At 55.1% G+C, this 12,848-nt stretch carries 11 protein-coding genes and 2 tRNA genes; 7 read left to right on the top strand and 6 right to left on the bottom strand.

All coding sequences use genetic code 11. From position 1 onward, the window contains the following. Positions 1-65 precede the first annotated feature (65 nt). From ACY1JZ_RS21995 to ACY1JZ_RS21985, 3 genes are all read right to left on the bottom strand, one after another. A tRNA-Pro gene (locus ACY1JZ_RS21995) sits at positions 66-142 on the bottom strand. A 4-nt stretch (positions 143-146) separates the two neighbouring features. Continuing rightward, a tRNA-Thr gene (locus ACY1JZ_RS21990) sits at positions 147-222 on the bottom strand. A 377-nt stretch (positions 223-599) separates the two neighbouring features. Continuing rightward, complete coding sequence (locus ACY1JZ_RS21985; RefSeq protein ID WP_462630935.1) at positions 600-1,076, bottom strand: glutathione peroxidase; 477 nt, start codon at positions 1,074-1,076, stop codon at positions 600-602. A 346-nt stretch (positions 1,077-1,422) separates the two neighbouring features. On the opposite strand from ACY1JZ_RS21985, the gene helD reads away from it, so the two are divergent. The 3 genes from helD to ACY1JZ_RS21970 all read left to right on the top strand — a co-directional run bounded on the left by helD (position 1,423) and on the right by ACY1JZ_RS21970 (position 4,840). After that, on the top strand, positions 1,423-3,813 hold the full coding sequence (gene helD / locus ACY1JZ_RS21980; protein ID WP_462630934.1) for an RNA polymerase recycling motor HelD: 2,391 nt from the start codon (positions 1,423-1,425) through the stop codon (positions 3,811-3,813). Positions 3,814-3,947: 134 nt separating this feature from the next. Next, positions 3,948-4,562 (top strand): DUF4309 domain-containing protein, encoded by a 615-nt coding sequence (locus ACY1JZ_RS21975; protein WP_462630933.1) that lies wholly within the window; start codon positions 3,948-3,950, stop codon positions 4,560-4,562. 44 nt (positions 4,563-4,606) lie between these two features. Further along, positions 4,607-4,840: a DUF1294 domain-containing protein gene (locus tag ACY1JZ_RS21970; protein WP_462630932.1), complete on the top strand. Its 234-nt coding sequence runs from the start codon at positions 4,607-4,609 to the stop codon at positions 4,838-4,840. Here the strand turns inward: ACY1JZ_RS21970 and ACY1JZ_RS21965 are convergent. After that, positions 4,817-5,719 (bottom strand): helix-turn-helix domain-containing protein, encoded by a 903-nt coding sequence (locus ACY1JZ_RS21965; protein ID WP_270170385.1) that lies wholly within the window; start codon positions 5,717-5,719, stop codon positions 4,817-4,819. The genes ACY1JZ_RS21970 and ACY1JZ_RS21965 overlap by 24 nt on opposite strands. Before the next feature lie 279 nt (positions 5,720-5,998). Between ACY1JZ_RS21965 and ACY1JZ_RS21960 the strand changes: the two genes are divergently transcribed. Continuing rightward, positions 5,999-6,769, top strand: a complete 771-nt coding sequence (locus tag ACY1JZ_RS21960; protein ID WP_462630931.1) for a sugar phosphate isomerase/epimerase family protein — start codon at positions 5,999-6,001, stop codon at positions 6,767-6,769. Positions 6,770-6,787: 18 nt separating this feature from the next. Continuing rightward, the gene (locus tag ACY1JZ_RS21955; RefSeq protein WP_462630930.1) at positions 6,788-7,807 is read left to right on the top strand and encodes a Gfo/Idh/MocA family protein; all 1,020 of its coding nucleotides are present in this window, start codon (positions 6,788-6,790) and stop codon (positions 7,805-7,807) included. A 72-nt stretch (positions 7,808-7,879) separates the two neighbouring features. On the opposite strand, the gene ACY1JZ_RS21950 is transcribed toward ACY1JZ_RS21955, so the two are convergent. Beyond that, the gene (locus tag ACY1JZ_RS21950) at positions 7,880-8,785 is read right to left on the bottom strand and encodes an AraC family transcriptional regulator (protein WP_462630929.1); all 906 of its coding nucleotides are present in this window, start codon (positions 8,783-8,785) and stop codon (positions 7,880-7,882) included. Positions 8,786-8,900: 115 nt separating this feature from the next. Here ACY1JZ_RS21950 and yicI point away from each other — a divergent pair, with 115 nt between their 5' ends. Continuing rightward, a complete protein-coding gene (gene yicI, locus ACY1JZ_RS21945) occupies positions 8,901-11,222 on the top strand; it encodes an alpha-xylosidase (protein ID WP_462630928.1) in 2,322 nt (773 codons plus the stop codon). A 329-nt stretch (positions 11,223-11,551) separates the two neighbouring features. Next, positions 11,552-12,283, top strand: coding sequence for a metallophosphoesterase family protein (locus ACY1JZ_RS21940; RefSeq protein ID WP_462630927.1), 732 nt, complete (start codon positions 11,552-11,554; stop codon positions 12,281-12,283). A gap of 295 nt (positions 12,284-12,578) precedes the next feature. Here the strand turns inward: ACY1JZ_RS21940 and ACY1JZ_RS21935 are convergent, their stop codons facing one another. Then, on the bottom strand, positions 12,579-12,809 hold the full coding sequence (locus ACY1JZ_RS21935; RefSeq protein WP_462630926.1) for a hypothetical protein: 231 nt from the start codon (positions 12,807-12,809) through the stop codon (positions 12,579-12,581). Positions 12,810-12,848 lie beyond the last annotated feature (39 nt).

The following is a 12,848-nucleotide window of genomic DNA, read 5'->3' as shown; positions in this document are numbered from 1 at the left end:
GAAAAAGCAAAAAAACCTGCGTATCATCAGGTTTCTGGTTAACTGCTTATGAAAATAACAAATGATGGTCGGGACGACACGATTTGAACATGCGACCCCCTGGTCCCAAACCAGGTGCTCTACCAAGCTGAGCTACGTCCCGATCATGGTGCCGTCGAGAGGACTTGAACCCCCAACCTACTGATTACAAGTCAGTTGCTCTACCAGTTGAGCTACAACGGCGTGCCATTCTGTGCTTCGATCAAGTGTTGTATCTGTCGGGCACAAGAGATATTATGCCACACATTCCAGAAGAGTGCAATAGTTTTTTTATAAAAATTTTGAGTGATGCAAAAGCAACGGGATGCCCCTATAAGGAAGCAGCAGGCCGGAACGCAACGAGTATTCATCGGCTGTCGAAGCTGACTTGTTCCGGCTTCAATACTGCGATCGCTCTGGCCTGCCACTGCCCAAACAAGGCTTAACACGAAAGCTCATCATGGCCTGCTGTTGGCTGAAGTCGCTTCCGCTCCCCATTCAAGGCTTACCTCCGGCTCATAACGTCGCAGCACATGGCGAGCAGGCGGGGAATGATGACCTTGAGAGGGTGGAAGACACGACTAGAGTAGCTGCTTGATGTCTTGCTCCAGCGAAGCGGGCTCGGTGCGGGCGCCGAAGCGCTTCACAATATGACCCTCGCGGTCAATCAGAAACTTGGCGAAATTCCATTCAATATCCCCGTTCTGATAAGGCGCAGGCGTATGCTCCAGCAGATAAGCATATAAGGGGTGGATCTGAGGCCCCTTGACATCGATTTTGCTGAACAGCGGAAAGGTCACTTTATAATTCAGCTCGCAAAATTGCTTGATTTCTTCCTCGCTTCCCGGCTCCTGGCCGGCAAACTGATTGCAGGGGAAGCCAAGGATCTCCAGACCCTGCTCCTGGTATGTATCATAGAGCTGCTGCAGTCCGGCATAATGCGGGGTGAGACCGCACGCGCTGGCCGTATTCACAATAAGGAGCACCTTATCCTTGTATGTCTCCAGTGTAGTCGTCTGACCGTCAATCGTGCGAACCTCGATAGCATAGATGGACATGTCTTCCTTCCTCCCCGAATGAGATAGTATGGAGCGATGCGCTGCAGTCTGTGCAGCTAAGCTCTGCATCATACAGACAACATAGAGTGATAGTAACAGGTAGCCGAAACCAAAAAAACTTCAGCCAATTCGAGCTGAAGGAGTATTGATTTCACATAGAACTACTGATACAATATGAAGTGGTCACTAAAAATGAAATAAGTGACACAATTATCATTCATACCTTTATTATACGTTATCCGTCTTGTCCTGTCAACCGCAATGCTGCAACAATTCATGCGCGCAACAAACTGGGTGGGTACGGGTGGAAATCCAAGATGAATAGGGAAGGGGAGACAGCAAACTCATGAGCATCTCCGAGGAGCAGTGGCAGCAGGAGCAGAAGCGGGTAAATGAGGTGACCCTCAAGATTCAGGCAGCGATAGAGGAGCTGGAGGATCGGGCAGGCGAGGTGCGCTCTGATGTCGTGGAGATTCGTCGACACTTCTGGGATGAAGTGACGGTCAATCTGAGCAATGCCGAGGACGTGATCGAGACGTACTTCAGCATGAAGCAGCAGACGGATGTCATGTCCGAGCGCGAGCGCAGCCACCGGCATGCGCAGACTGCACTGAATAAATATAAACGGTTGGTGGAATCCCCCTATTTCGGGCGGATCGACTTCAAGGAGGAAGGGGAATCGAGCGCAGAGCGGATCTATCTGGGGATTGCCTCCTTCATCGAGGAGGATGGGGATGAGTTCTTGGTCTATGACTGGCGTGCGCCGATCTCCAGCCTGTACTATGATTACGGTCCTGGGGCTGCCAGCTATGAGACACCGGGAGGAACGATTGCCGGGGAGATGGAGCTGAAGCGGCAATTCATGATACGGTCAGGGGAAATTCGCTACGTGTTCGACACCGGATTAACGGTTGGAGACGAGCTCCTGCAGCAAGCGCTGGGTCGCAGTGCCGATGCTCAGATGCGCAGTATTGTCGCGACGATCCAACGCGAGCAGAACCAGATTATCCGTAATGAACGGGCTCGCATGCTGGTGGTGCAAGGGGCAGCCGGCAGCGGTAAAACCTCCGCTGCGCTCCAACGTGTAGCCTATCTGCTCTATAGACATCGCGATACGCTCAAAGCCGACCAGATGGTGCTGTTCTCGCCGAACCCGTTGTTCAACAGCTATGTATCCACGGTGCTGCCGGAGCTGGGCGAGGAGAATATGGTTCAGACCACCTTTCAGGAGTATCTGGAAAGCAGGCTGGGGGAGCAGTATGCAGTGGAGGACCCATTTGACCAGTTGGAATATGTGCTGACACAGGAGCAAGCAGTAGATTACGGCGCACGGATGGAAGCGATCCGCTTCAAATCCTCTTCGGCCTATATGCTGCTGCTGCAGCGTTATGCCGATTATCTGTCGCAGCGCAGCATGTTGTTCCAGCCTGTCCGCTTCCGCGGGGAAGAGCTGATCTCCGCTGATCGTCTGGCAGAGCAATTCTATGCCCAGGACGCCAGTCTGCGCATGCCCAACCGGATCGAGCTGCTCAAGGAATGGCTGCTCCAGGAGGCCGGGCGACTGGAACGACAGCAGCGGGAGCTGCCGTGGGTGGAGGATGCGATTGAACTGCTGGATGATGAGGAATACCATCGGGTTCACCAGCGCATGCGCAAGGAACGGCGAAGCATGGGCGCAACCTTCGATGACTATGAGGAGGAGAAGCGGCTGCTGTCGCTAACCATCGTGCGGGAGCAGATGGCGCCTGTGCGGCGCTGGATCAAGGAGCTGCAATTTATGGATGTCGCCGCATTGTACCGCCAGTTGTTTGAGACTGCAGGGCTGGCATCCTCGCTGCTGGGGCCGGATAACGCGCTGCCGGAGGCGTGGGATTCGATCCGCGCGCAGACGGTGGGCGGCATAGAGGAGAGGCGACTGGCTTATGAGGATGCTACGCCTTATCTTTATCTCTCCGAGCTGTTAACGGGCTTCCGCATGAATACGCATGTGCGCCATGTGGTCATTGATGAAGCACAGGATTATTCGGCCTTTCAGCTGGAGTTCATGAAGAGGCTGTTTCCCCGCAGCAGGATGACCGCGCTCGGTGATTTCAATCAAGCCATCTATGCTCATCATTCTGTGCTGGATCAGGCAGAGGGGGTTGGTTCCGCTGCGACCTTGTTGGGGGAGGAGCATACGGAGGTGCTGCGGTTAAGTCGCAGCTACCGCTCAACCAAGGAGATTGTCGAGTTTACGAAGGGGATGGTCGGCGCGAGCGAGATTATACCGTTTGAACGCAGCGGTGAGTTGCCCCGAGTAAGGAGGACGGAAGGGGGAATAGATGCTCTGCACGCAGTGCTGCTGCAGGAGCTGCACAACCTCCAGGAGGCGGGCTATGCGTCCATCGGGGTGATCTGCAGGACGGCAGCGGAGAGCGAGCGGGCTTATGCTGCGCTCAAGGACAGCGTGCCGATGCAGCTAATTAAGAAAGGGACGGCCTCCTTCACCCAAGGGGCACAGGTTATTCCGGTCTATCTGGCCAAAGGAGTGGAGTTCGACGCGGTGCTTATCTATGACGGCTCGCGAAGCAGCTATGCCAGGGAAGGCGAGCGGAAGCTATTCTATACAGCCTGCACGAGAGCCATGCATGTGCTGCGAATCTGCACGCTGGGTGAGCCAAGTCCCTTCATTACCGACCAGCCGCCCGAGCGTTACGAGATTGTGGCGCCTTCGACGTCTGAGACCTTGAAGACGTGAAGCGGGAGAGGCGGGAGAGGCGGAGCGCTTCCTCTTCGTTGAATAGTTCAACGCCAGACAGTAATTGAGCCTTCATGAGGTGGCGGCAGTCGTGGGCGCTGGTATACAATGAAGAGGAGAAGGGGAGATGAGCCATGAGCATAAGATGGAAGCTATGGATAATGGGCGCTGCAGTTGCAACTGTGCTTGTGAGCGGCTGCTCATCCGAGAAGACTGAGGTCAAGACGGAGAAGCCGCAGCAGGTTGAGCAGAAGCCTGCTCAGCCGTCGCCGGACCCCGTGAAGCCTCCCGCAAATAGCGGGAATGTATTTCCCGAATCGGCGACTGGCGGTTTTGTGGAGGGATTTGAATTCGGCATAGGAGATCATACCGGAGATGTGCTCCGCCAATGGGGAGAACCCGAGCATATGGAATATTGGGCTGGAGGTCTGTACCTGTCCTACCCGCAGGTCGTGCTGTTTACAGATGCGCGTCTGGATAATGAGGATCATGTCATCGATGGCACGGTGAGAGAGATGGGCTTTCGACCCGGAACAGACCTGTTCGGAGCCAAGGTAGGGCAGACCTTTGCCGAGATCGAGGCTGTGCTGGGCAGCGGCTATGTGAAGCACTCGCCCGACGACAACAAAAATAATGAGTTTTATGGCGAGATGTGGTCGATCGAATACGATCTGGGCAGCTACCTGCTCGTATTCTCGGGAGAACAGGAGGAAGGTCCGACCGATTCGGCCTACTATATGCTGAAATGACCTTTTATGGGCTGATTGCTGTATGGGTAGGTGTCGCAAGCCTGGTGACTCTGATGCTCATGCGCCATGACAAGCTCCAGGCCGGACGCCGCGGCAGACGGGTGCCGGAACGCACGCTGCTTGGCTTAGCGGCATTGGGCGGCGCGGCCGGAGGCTGGCTGGGTATGAAGCTGTGGCGCCATAAGACGCGGCATGGCCGATTTCGCTTCGGGTTGCCGCTGCTTACGGCAACCCACGCTATGGTGATCATTATGCTATTTCTGTTCAGGCAGATGTAATGAGCGGCTCTGTAATTCTGCACCGTCCTTGCTAGCAGCAGGACGGTGTATTTGTGTATGCGGGTCGGTAATGACGATTCCTGGCGCATAGGTACGGCGGTAGGCAGCGGGGGACATCCCGTGCTTCCGGCGGAAGATGCGGAAGAAATACGAGTAGCTGCCAAAGCCGCATGTTTCGGCGATCTGCTCCAGTGTCATCGCGCTGTATTTCATCCGCTCCTCAGCAACGGAGAGCCGAATCTCCTGAGCGTAGTCGATGATGGTTGTTCCTGTATGCTCCTTGAACAGATGCGACGCCCGCGAGACGCTGAGTCGGACATGGTCTGCCAGCTCCTCCAGCCGCAGTGAGACTGTAGCATGCTCCTCGATATAAGCCTTGATCCGCTGTACGATGAAGGGATGGCTCTGAGGAGAGGCCTGCTCATCGATGATGCGGTCGATGACAAGACATAAGCTGCGCAGCATGTAGTCCGTCAGCTCCGGCTGCTGTTCGCCGAAGCCGCGCTTCTCCAGGATGAGATTGCGCCACAGCGACAGCAGGCGATCCTCCAGATCGACGCGGGTCAGCTTGGGGCGATTGCGGCGTTGCCACCATTCCTCGATCCAGCTTCCGCGGCAGGATAGGTAATAGTCGCTGCTGAAGACAGTCCGGCCTCGCTGTGGGTGATCGAAGGGCGTAATGGACAGCCTGTAAGGCTCCCATGGAGCGAACAGCAGCAGGTCGCCGGCAGCAATCTCCGTCATCTGTCCACCGACCAGGGCATTCGCCCGTCCTTCGGTCTGCAGCCGGAACAGAAATCCCGGCCCACTGCGCTCATAGCCGGTGAAGAAGGGCTGTGTATGATGTGAAAAGCCGCACATGAGCAATGAAGTTCCCATCGTGTAGGATCAGCTCCTTGCATAAAAGTCATGCCTGCCTGCCCCTTCGCCGCCTCGTATCCCACAAGTTGTAATTCATGGATTTTATTAACGGAATACGAGCGACTCTATGCAGATAGGCAGCAGAATTGTTCATGTTATAACGATATACTGCATTGTGTGTGGATGGCAAGTTTTTTATAATGAGACAAGGGCGACGCGCCGAGGGACATCATGCTTTTGGTCATGTCGTCAAGACGCTTCTGCAACACGAAAATCTAATTCTGGGAGGCACGAATAATGGGAGCGATGAAGATTGGCCTGCAGCTTTTTACTGTGCGTGACAACACGGCAAGCGACTTCGTGGGAACATTGAGAGAGATCGCAGCAATGGGGTATGAGGGTGTCGAATTTGCCGGTTACGGAGATATTCCTGCGGACGAGATGAAAGCGCTGCTTACGGAACTGAACTTGACGGCGATCGGCAGCCATATCAGCCTCAAGCAGTTGGAGGAGAATCTGGAAGGCGAGATCGCCTACCTGAAGACAATCGGAGCCCACTATGCCATTTTGCCGTATTTGTTTGAAGAGGATCGCAAGGATGAGGCAGCCTGGCTTCGCCTGATCGACAAGCTGAATACCTTCGGCGAAGCATTCCGCAGCAACGGAATTGTGTTCGCTTACCATAACCATGATTTTGAATTCACGTCCAAGCTGGACGGCCAATATGTGTTCGATGCGATATATGAACGTGTATCGCCAGAACATCTTCAGGTGGAGATGGATCTGGGCTGGGTGCAATATTCGGGTCTGAATCCGCTGGAGTATGTTGCCAAGTACAAGGGCAGGCTGCCGCTGCTCCATCTGAAGGACTTCCGCAATGGGAATCCTGGCGAACCGATTGATACCGTAGAGCTGGGACAGGGCGATCTGAACCTGCCGGAAATTATCGAGGCAGCCGGCAAAGCCGATGTGGAATGGATCATTGTGGAGCAAGACCGCTGCGCTAACCCGCCGCTGGAATCCGTGCGCACAAGCAAGCAATGGCTGGACGAAAACTATACACGTTAAAAGGGAGACAGAACATACATGAGCAAAATTAGAGTTGCTGTTATCGGCTGTGGAGCGATCGCACAGAGAAGACATATTCCAGAATTCCAGTTAAATCCTCATGTCGAGCTGGTTGCATTCGTCGACCCGAAGCTCGAGCGTGCGCAGCAATGCGCGGAGCCGTTCGGCGCGAAGGTTTATGCGGATCATCTGTCGATGCTGGCTGAAGTGAAGCCCGATGCGGTCAGCGTCTGTACTCCGAATGCAACCCATGCGTCAATCTCGATCGACGCGGCCAAGGCGGGTGCGCATGTGCTCGTAGAGAAGCCGATGGCAGCGTCGGATGAGGAAGCGGCGGCGATGATCGAGGCCGCTCAGGCAAGTGGTGTCTATCTGATGGTTGGACACAATCAACGTCTGATGCCTCCCCATGTGAAGGCGAAGGAGGTGCTGCAGACGGGCAAGCTCGGACGTGTGCTGTCCTTCCGCACCTCCTTCGGCCATCCGGGGCCGGAGAATTGGAGCGTCGATGGCAAGGGAAGCTGGTTCTTCCGCAAGGAAGAAGCCATTATGGGCGCAATGGGTGATCTGGGCGTGCATAAGGCGGATCTGATTCGCTGGCTGCTGGAGGACGAAGTGGCTGTGGTAGGCGGTCTGATCTCTACGATCGACAAGCAGACGGATGTGGATGACAATGCGGTATGCGTACTGCAGATGAAGAGCGGGGCGATCGGCTCGCTCGTCGCAAGCTGGACGTACTACAAGGGCGAGGACAATAGCACGGTGCTATGGTGCGAGAAGGGTGTGCTCAAGATCGGCACGCATCCTGTCGACCAGGTTATCGCAGAGCTGGTGGACGGCTCGGTCGAGCGTTATCAGGTTGGCGAGATTGCAACCAATGACAAGCAGACGGTGAGCGGCGTCATCGACGCGTTCGTGGACAGTATCGTCACCAAGACGTCTCCATCGATCTCTGGCGAAGAAGGACGTCGTTCGCTGAACGTAATCCTGGCGGCGTTCGAATCGCAGAGCACAGGCCGGATGATCCCATTGAACTAATGGCCTAATTTCCCTGTATTCTCCATAGTGGCCGGAGCGGCGCGTGTAGCGCTGCTCCGGCCATCCTTGCGTTCAGCGTCCAGATTCAGCGGTTTCATGCTGTAATTTTTTGAAGGCGGTCGGAGGGCAGCCGAAGTATCGTTTGAACACCTCGATGAAATAGCTGACATTATTAAAGCCGACATCCATCGCAATCTCGGTCATTTTCTTATCGGTCGCTCGAATCATAGCCGCCGCATGCTGTAATCGATACTGGTTGATGTAATCGACAGGCGTTGTGCGGGTCATCTCCTTGAAGAAGCGGCAAAAATAAGCCTCGTTCATCGACACCACAGCGGCCAGATCGCTCAGGCGGATCGGCTGGGCATAGTGCGTGTGAATATATTCAATCACTGCCTTGAGCCGCTGAACCTTATAGGACTTGACCGGGGGAGCGGGCGGCTCGCCCAGTTGACCTTCTGTTCCTAGCCGGAGCAGGTCAGCTAGCAGCAGGCAGATCAGGCCTTTGGCTGACAGCTCATACATAGGCGGACAGCGCTCGTGCAGCCGCAGCAGCTCTGCGATTCGGGAGAGAAGCAACTGGTGCTCGCTGGAATCCGCTCTGAGGTGAACAGGAAGCCGGAGCTTCTGCTCCATGATCGCCAAGAGATATTGCTGCTGGATGGTATCGGGAACAGCGCTATGAACCAGATTGCTGTGGAACACGAGCGCAAGAAAGGAGCAATCCTCCTCGCCAAGAATCGATCCCGAATGCAGCTCGCCGCTATTGACGAATATAGCCTCTCCCGCCTTCACCTCATAATCCTCCACCCCGACACGCATCGATGCCGTACCTTGCGTGATCATCAAAAACTCGAATTCCTCGTGCCAATGCAGCTCCAGCATCGGCTGGTGAGCCTTATAGGACATCTGGTACAGGCTGGCCGGGTAGCCGGGGTCGCCATGCATTCTGTCCTCCTTGAGCATCAACGGGTCCATCGGCCTCCGCCTTTCTCGTTAATATCAAAATAGTGATATAAAATATCAATATTCATAAAGATAATACAGAATAAAGTCAATATTATTATAATATACGAGCTTGGAGGGATGATAGATGAAATTCACAGACGGTTACTGGCAGGTTCGAGAGGGACTGGTGGTGCACTATCCAGTCGATGTGCGCGATGTCGTCAAGAGCGGAGGCGCCTTGTCGGTGCATACGGCGGTGCGCCCGATCGAGCGCAAGGGCGATACATTGAACAGCACGCTGCTGAATGTGGAGCTCAGCTCCCCGCTGCCGGATGTCATCCGCGTGCGCTGGATGCGTCATGCAGGCAGACGTCAGACGGGGCCGGCATTCGAGCTGTACGGCAGTCCAGATACACAGGCAACGGTGAGTGAAGGCGAGTCCACAGTAGAGCTGGAGAGCGGCGGCCTGCGGGCTGTCGTGCAGACCAAGGGCGATTGGGGCATCACCTTTCATAATTACGGCAAAAAAGCAACCGCTTCCAAGACGAGATCGGCGGCTCATATCCAGGCCGCGGACGGCTCGACTTACTTCCGCGAGCAGCTAACGCTTGGCGTGGGCGAGCACATCTATGGTCTGGGGGAGCGCTTCACCCCCTTTATCAAAAACGGTCAGGTCGTCGACATCTGGAACGAGGATGGCGGAACCAGCAGCGAGCAGGCTTACAAAAATGTTCCGTTCTATCTATCCAGTGAAGGTTATGGCATCTTCGTCAACCATCCGGGGAAGGTGTCCTTCGAGGTCGGGTCGGAGGCGGTCTCCAAGATGCAGTTCAGTGTACCGGGCGAGCAGCTAGAGTATTATGTGATCGGCGGTGCGACATTGAAGGACGTGCTGCGCAACTATACGAGTCTCACAGGCAAGCCGGCGCTGCCGCCAGCCTGGTCCTTCGGACTATGGCTGACCACCTCGTTCACGACCAATTATGATGAGATGACGGTGAACCATTTTATCGACGGCATGGCACAGCGCAATGTGCCGCTGCATGTATTCCATTTCGACTGCTTCTGGATGCGAGAGTATCAGTGGTGTGACTTCGAATGGGACCCGGCGGTATTCCCTGATCCGCCGGGGATGCTGAAGCGGCTCAAGAGCAAGGGACTGAAAATCTGTGTCTGGATCAACTCCTATATTGCGCAGAAGTCGCCATTATTTCAGGAGGGCATGGAGAAGGGGTATTTCGTCAAAACCTCAACCGGCGACGTGTGGCAATGGGATATGTGGCAGGCGGGGATGGCTCTGGTCGACTTTACGAACCCGGAGGCAACCGCCTGGTACCAGGAGAAGCTGGAGCGTCTGATTGATATGGGCGTCGATTCGTTCAAGACCGACTTCGGCGAGCGTATACCGACCGATGTGGTCTATTATGACGGATCAGACCCGGTGAAGATGCACAACTACTACACCTTTCTGTATAACAAAGCGGTATTTGAGCTGCTGGAGCGCAAGCTCGGGAAGAACGAGGCGATGCTGTTCGCCCGCTCTGCGACCGCTGGCGGACAGCAGTTCCCGGTGCACTGGGGCGGCGATTGCTCTGCCAACTATGATTCGATGGCGGAGACGCTGCGCGGCGGTCTGTCGCTCGGCCTGTCCGGCTTCGGCTTCTGGAGCCATGACATCAGCGGCTTCGAGCACACGGCTCCGCCGGACATCTACAAGCGCTGGGTAGCATTTGGTCTGCTGTCCTCTCACAGTCGCCTGCATGGCAATCATTCGTATCGGGTGCCATGGCTGTTCGATGAGGAATCAGTGGACGTGCTGCGCTACTTCACACAGCTCAAATCGAAGCTGATGCCGTACCTGTTCGGCTCGGCTGTCGAAGCCACACAGTGGGGCGCGCCGATGATGCGGGCGATGGTGCTGGAGTTCGCACAGGACCCGACCTGTCACTATCTTGACCGTCAATATATGCTGGGCGACAGTCTGCTGGTCGCACCGATCTTCCGCGAGGATGGCCTCGTCACGTATTATGTGCCGCAAGGGACATGGACACATTTCATTACCGGTCACAGGATCGAGGGTGGTTCCTGGCATACGGAGGAGCATGGCTATATGAGTCTACCGCTGCTGGCCAGACCGGGAAGTCTGATCGCTGTGGGGCGTAATGATCAGCGCCCGGACTATGACTATGCCGACGGGGTAACCTTCCATCTGTTCGAGCTGGCAGATGGCCAGAGCGTGGTGAGCCGCGTTCCTAATCTTCAGGGCGAACGGGAGCTGCAGGTCACGGCCATGCGCAGCGGAAGCCGAATTGAGCTGCTTGCTGAAGGAAGCGGCAAGCCATGGCAGTTGATGCTGCGCGGCATCGAGCAGGTGAAGGGTGTGGAGGGGGCACAGATGTCAGCCACGAATCAGGGTGTGCTGGTGACTCCGACTGCTGCACAAGGCAAGGTAATTATTTCACTGTAGACACTGTAGAGCGAGAACGTACATCCCCGGCATTTGCGGCTTAGGCCGCTCTCTGCTGCCGGGGATTTTTTATTTGGATGCACTTGCTATTTGCTGCTGCTCCTCCCCCTGGTTTTGGCCGCGGTAGTTTGCAACTCGCCGTCTTGCTATTGCAGGAATCTGCTGCTTCCATCGCGAACATGTTAACCACAAGTTGTGAATGATGTAGAAAAACTCATATTTGCCGCATGAAAGCAATACACTAGTTGCCATAGGGCAGGCAGCGGAGTGCCTGGCGGGCGGGAAGCACGCAACGGGGGAAGAGATGCTGGCAAGAACAGGAGGGCTTCATGGAGAAACTGGCAATACTGTCTGATATTCATGGCAATCTGCCGGCATTGGAGGCCGTAATTGCGGACGTGGAGCGCCGTGGAATCAAGCGCATCATCTGCTTGGGAGATCTGGTCGGCAAGGGACCGGACTCGGACAAGGCAGTCGATCGCATCCGATCGACATGCCAGACGGTTATTCGCGGCAATTGGGATGACTTCATGCCCAATCCGGCGGACAATGAAATAGTGCGTTGGCATCGCGCCAGATTGGGAGAGGAGCGGCTCGACTACCTCAGGTCGCTGCCCTTTGCGCTGGAATTCCGTATGAGCGGCAAGCTGGTGAGGCTGTTCCATGCTTCGCCTCGCAGTGTGTACGAGCGTATCCAGCCATGGGATAGCGTAGAGAAGCGCCTGTCGCTGCTCGATCCATCGGAGAGGACGCCGAGCGCAGCCATATGCGATGTAGCAGGCTATGGAGATATTCATAATGCATATGTCCAGCATCTGTCTGGGAGAATGCTGTTCAACACCGGCAGTGTTGGTAACCCGCTGGACATGCCGCAAGCCTCTTACGCCATTCTGGAGGGGGAGATGGATGCGGAGGAAGCAGCCCCGTTCAGCCTGCAATTGGCGCGTGTGCCATACCCTATCGAGCAGGCGGTTCAGGATGCAGTCGATGCGGACATGCCGGATCTGGAGCATTATGTGCAGGAGCTGCGGACTGCCAGGTATCGAGGGTTGAACAATTGACATGGAATTAACATTTGTTAAGGGGATATAAAAATTATATTGGATTAATGTAATAAAATTTAACGTTCACTTAAAAAAATATCCACGCTAGTGGATGTCAACTTTCGAAATTCATAGTATAATTAGGGAAGAAACGAAAGGAATTGACGTAAAGCTACACCAACCTCACAGTATTCGGCATGAGCGTATTGTTTGCGAGTCTGTTCTTCTGCATTTGCCAGTTTTACACAAATCGCTATTGTTTAACCGTTGACGGCGTTGTGATCTCGGTGCCGTCCGGCTGGCAGCCTCTAATCTACACACTGCACGATACACGGGACGAAGCGAGTACAGTCCCCACAGTTATACGCTCGATTTTCTTCATCGTACCATTTTCCGCGGCATGGATGCCGCCTGACATGAGAAGTCCCTGATGAGAGTCCTCTGCATGAGAAGTCTCTTGCGCGGTTAGCCACGGCTTGAATGAACCTGGCTGCTGCAGCCTCTGCTGCCTGGCGGATGACCAGGAGCCTGTAGACCTGTTCAAAGCTTGTGCGGCAGCATCCCGATTCTGGACAAGGAGGTG

The organism is Paenibacillus sp. J5 (assembly GCF_054955055.1).
Note: the sequence above shows the minus strand (reverse complement) of the source record. Positions and strands in the feature narration are given on the sequence as shown.

Coding starts and splice junctions, on each gene's coding strand:
- ACY1JZ_RS21975 (WP_462630933.1), top strand. CDS start 3,948: ATGAGCATAAGATGGAAGCTATGGATAATGGGCGCTGCAGTTGCAACT.
- ACY1JZ_RS21950 (WP_462630929.1), bottom strand. CDS start 8,785: ATGGACCCGTTGATGCTCAAGGAGGACAGAATGCATGGCGACCCCGGC.
- ACY1JZ_RS21985 (WP_462630935.1), bottom strand. CDS start 1,076: ATGTCCATCTATGCTATCGAGGTTCGCACGATTGACGGTCAGACGACT.
- ACY1JZ_RS21965 (WP_270170385.1), bottom strand. CDS start 5,719: ATGGGAACTTCATTGCTCATGTGCGGCTTTTCACATCATACACAGCCC.
- helD (WP_462630934.1), top strand. CDS start 1,423: ATGAGCATCTCCGAGGAGCAGTGGCAGCAGGAGCAGAAGCGGGTAAAT.
- yicI (WP_462630928.1), top strand. CDS start 8,901: ATGAAATTCACAGACGGTTACTGGCAGGTTCGAGAGGGACTGGTGGTG.
- ACY1JZ_RS21940 (WP_462630927.1), top strand. CDS start 11,552: ATGGAGAAACTGGCAATACTGTCTGATATTCATGGCAATCTGCCGGCA.
- ACY1JZ_RS21960 (WP_462630931.1), top strand. CDS start 5,999: ATGGGAGCGATGAAGATTGGCCTGCAGCTTTTTACTGTGCGTGACAAC.
- ACY1JZ_RS21955 (WP_462630930.1), top strand. CDS start 6,788: ATGAGCAAAATTAGAGTTGCTGTTATCGGCTGTGGAGCGATCGCACAG.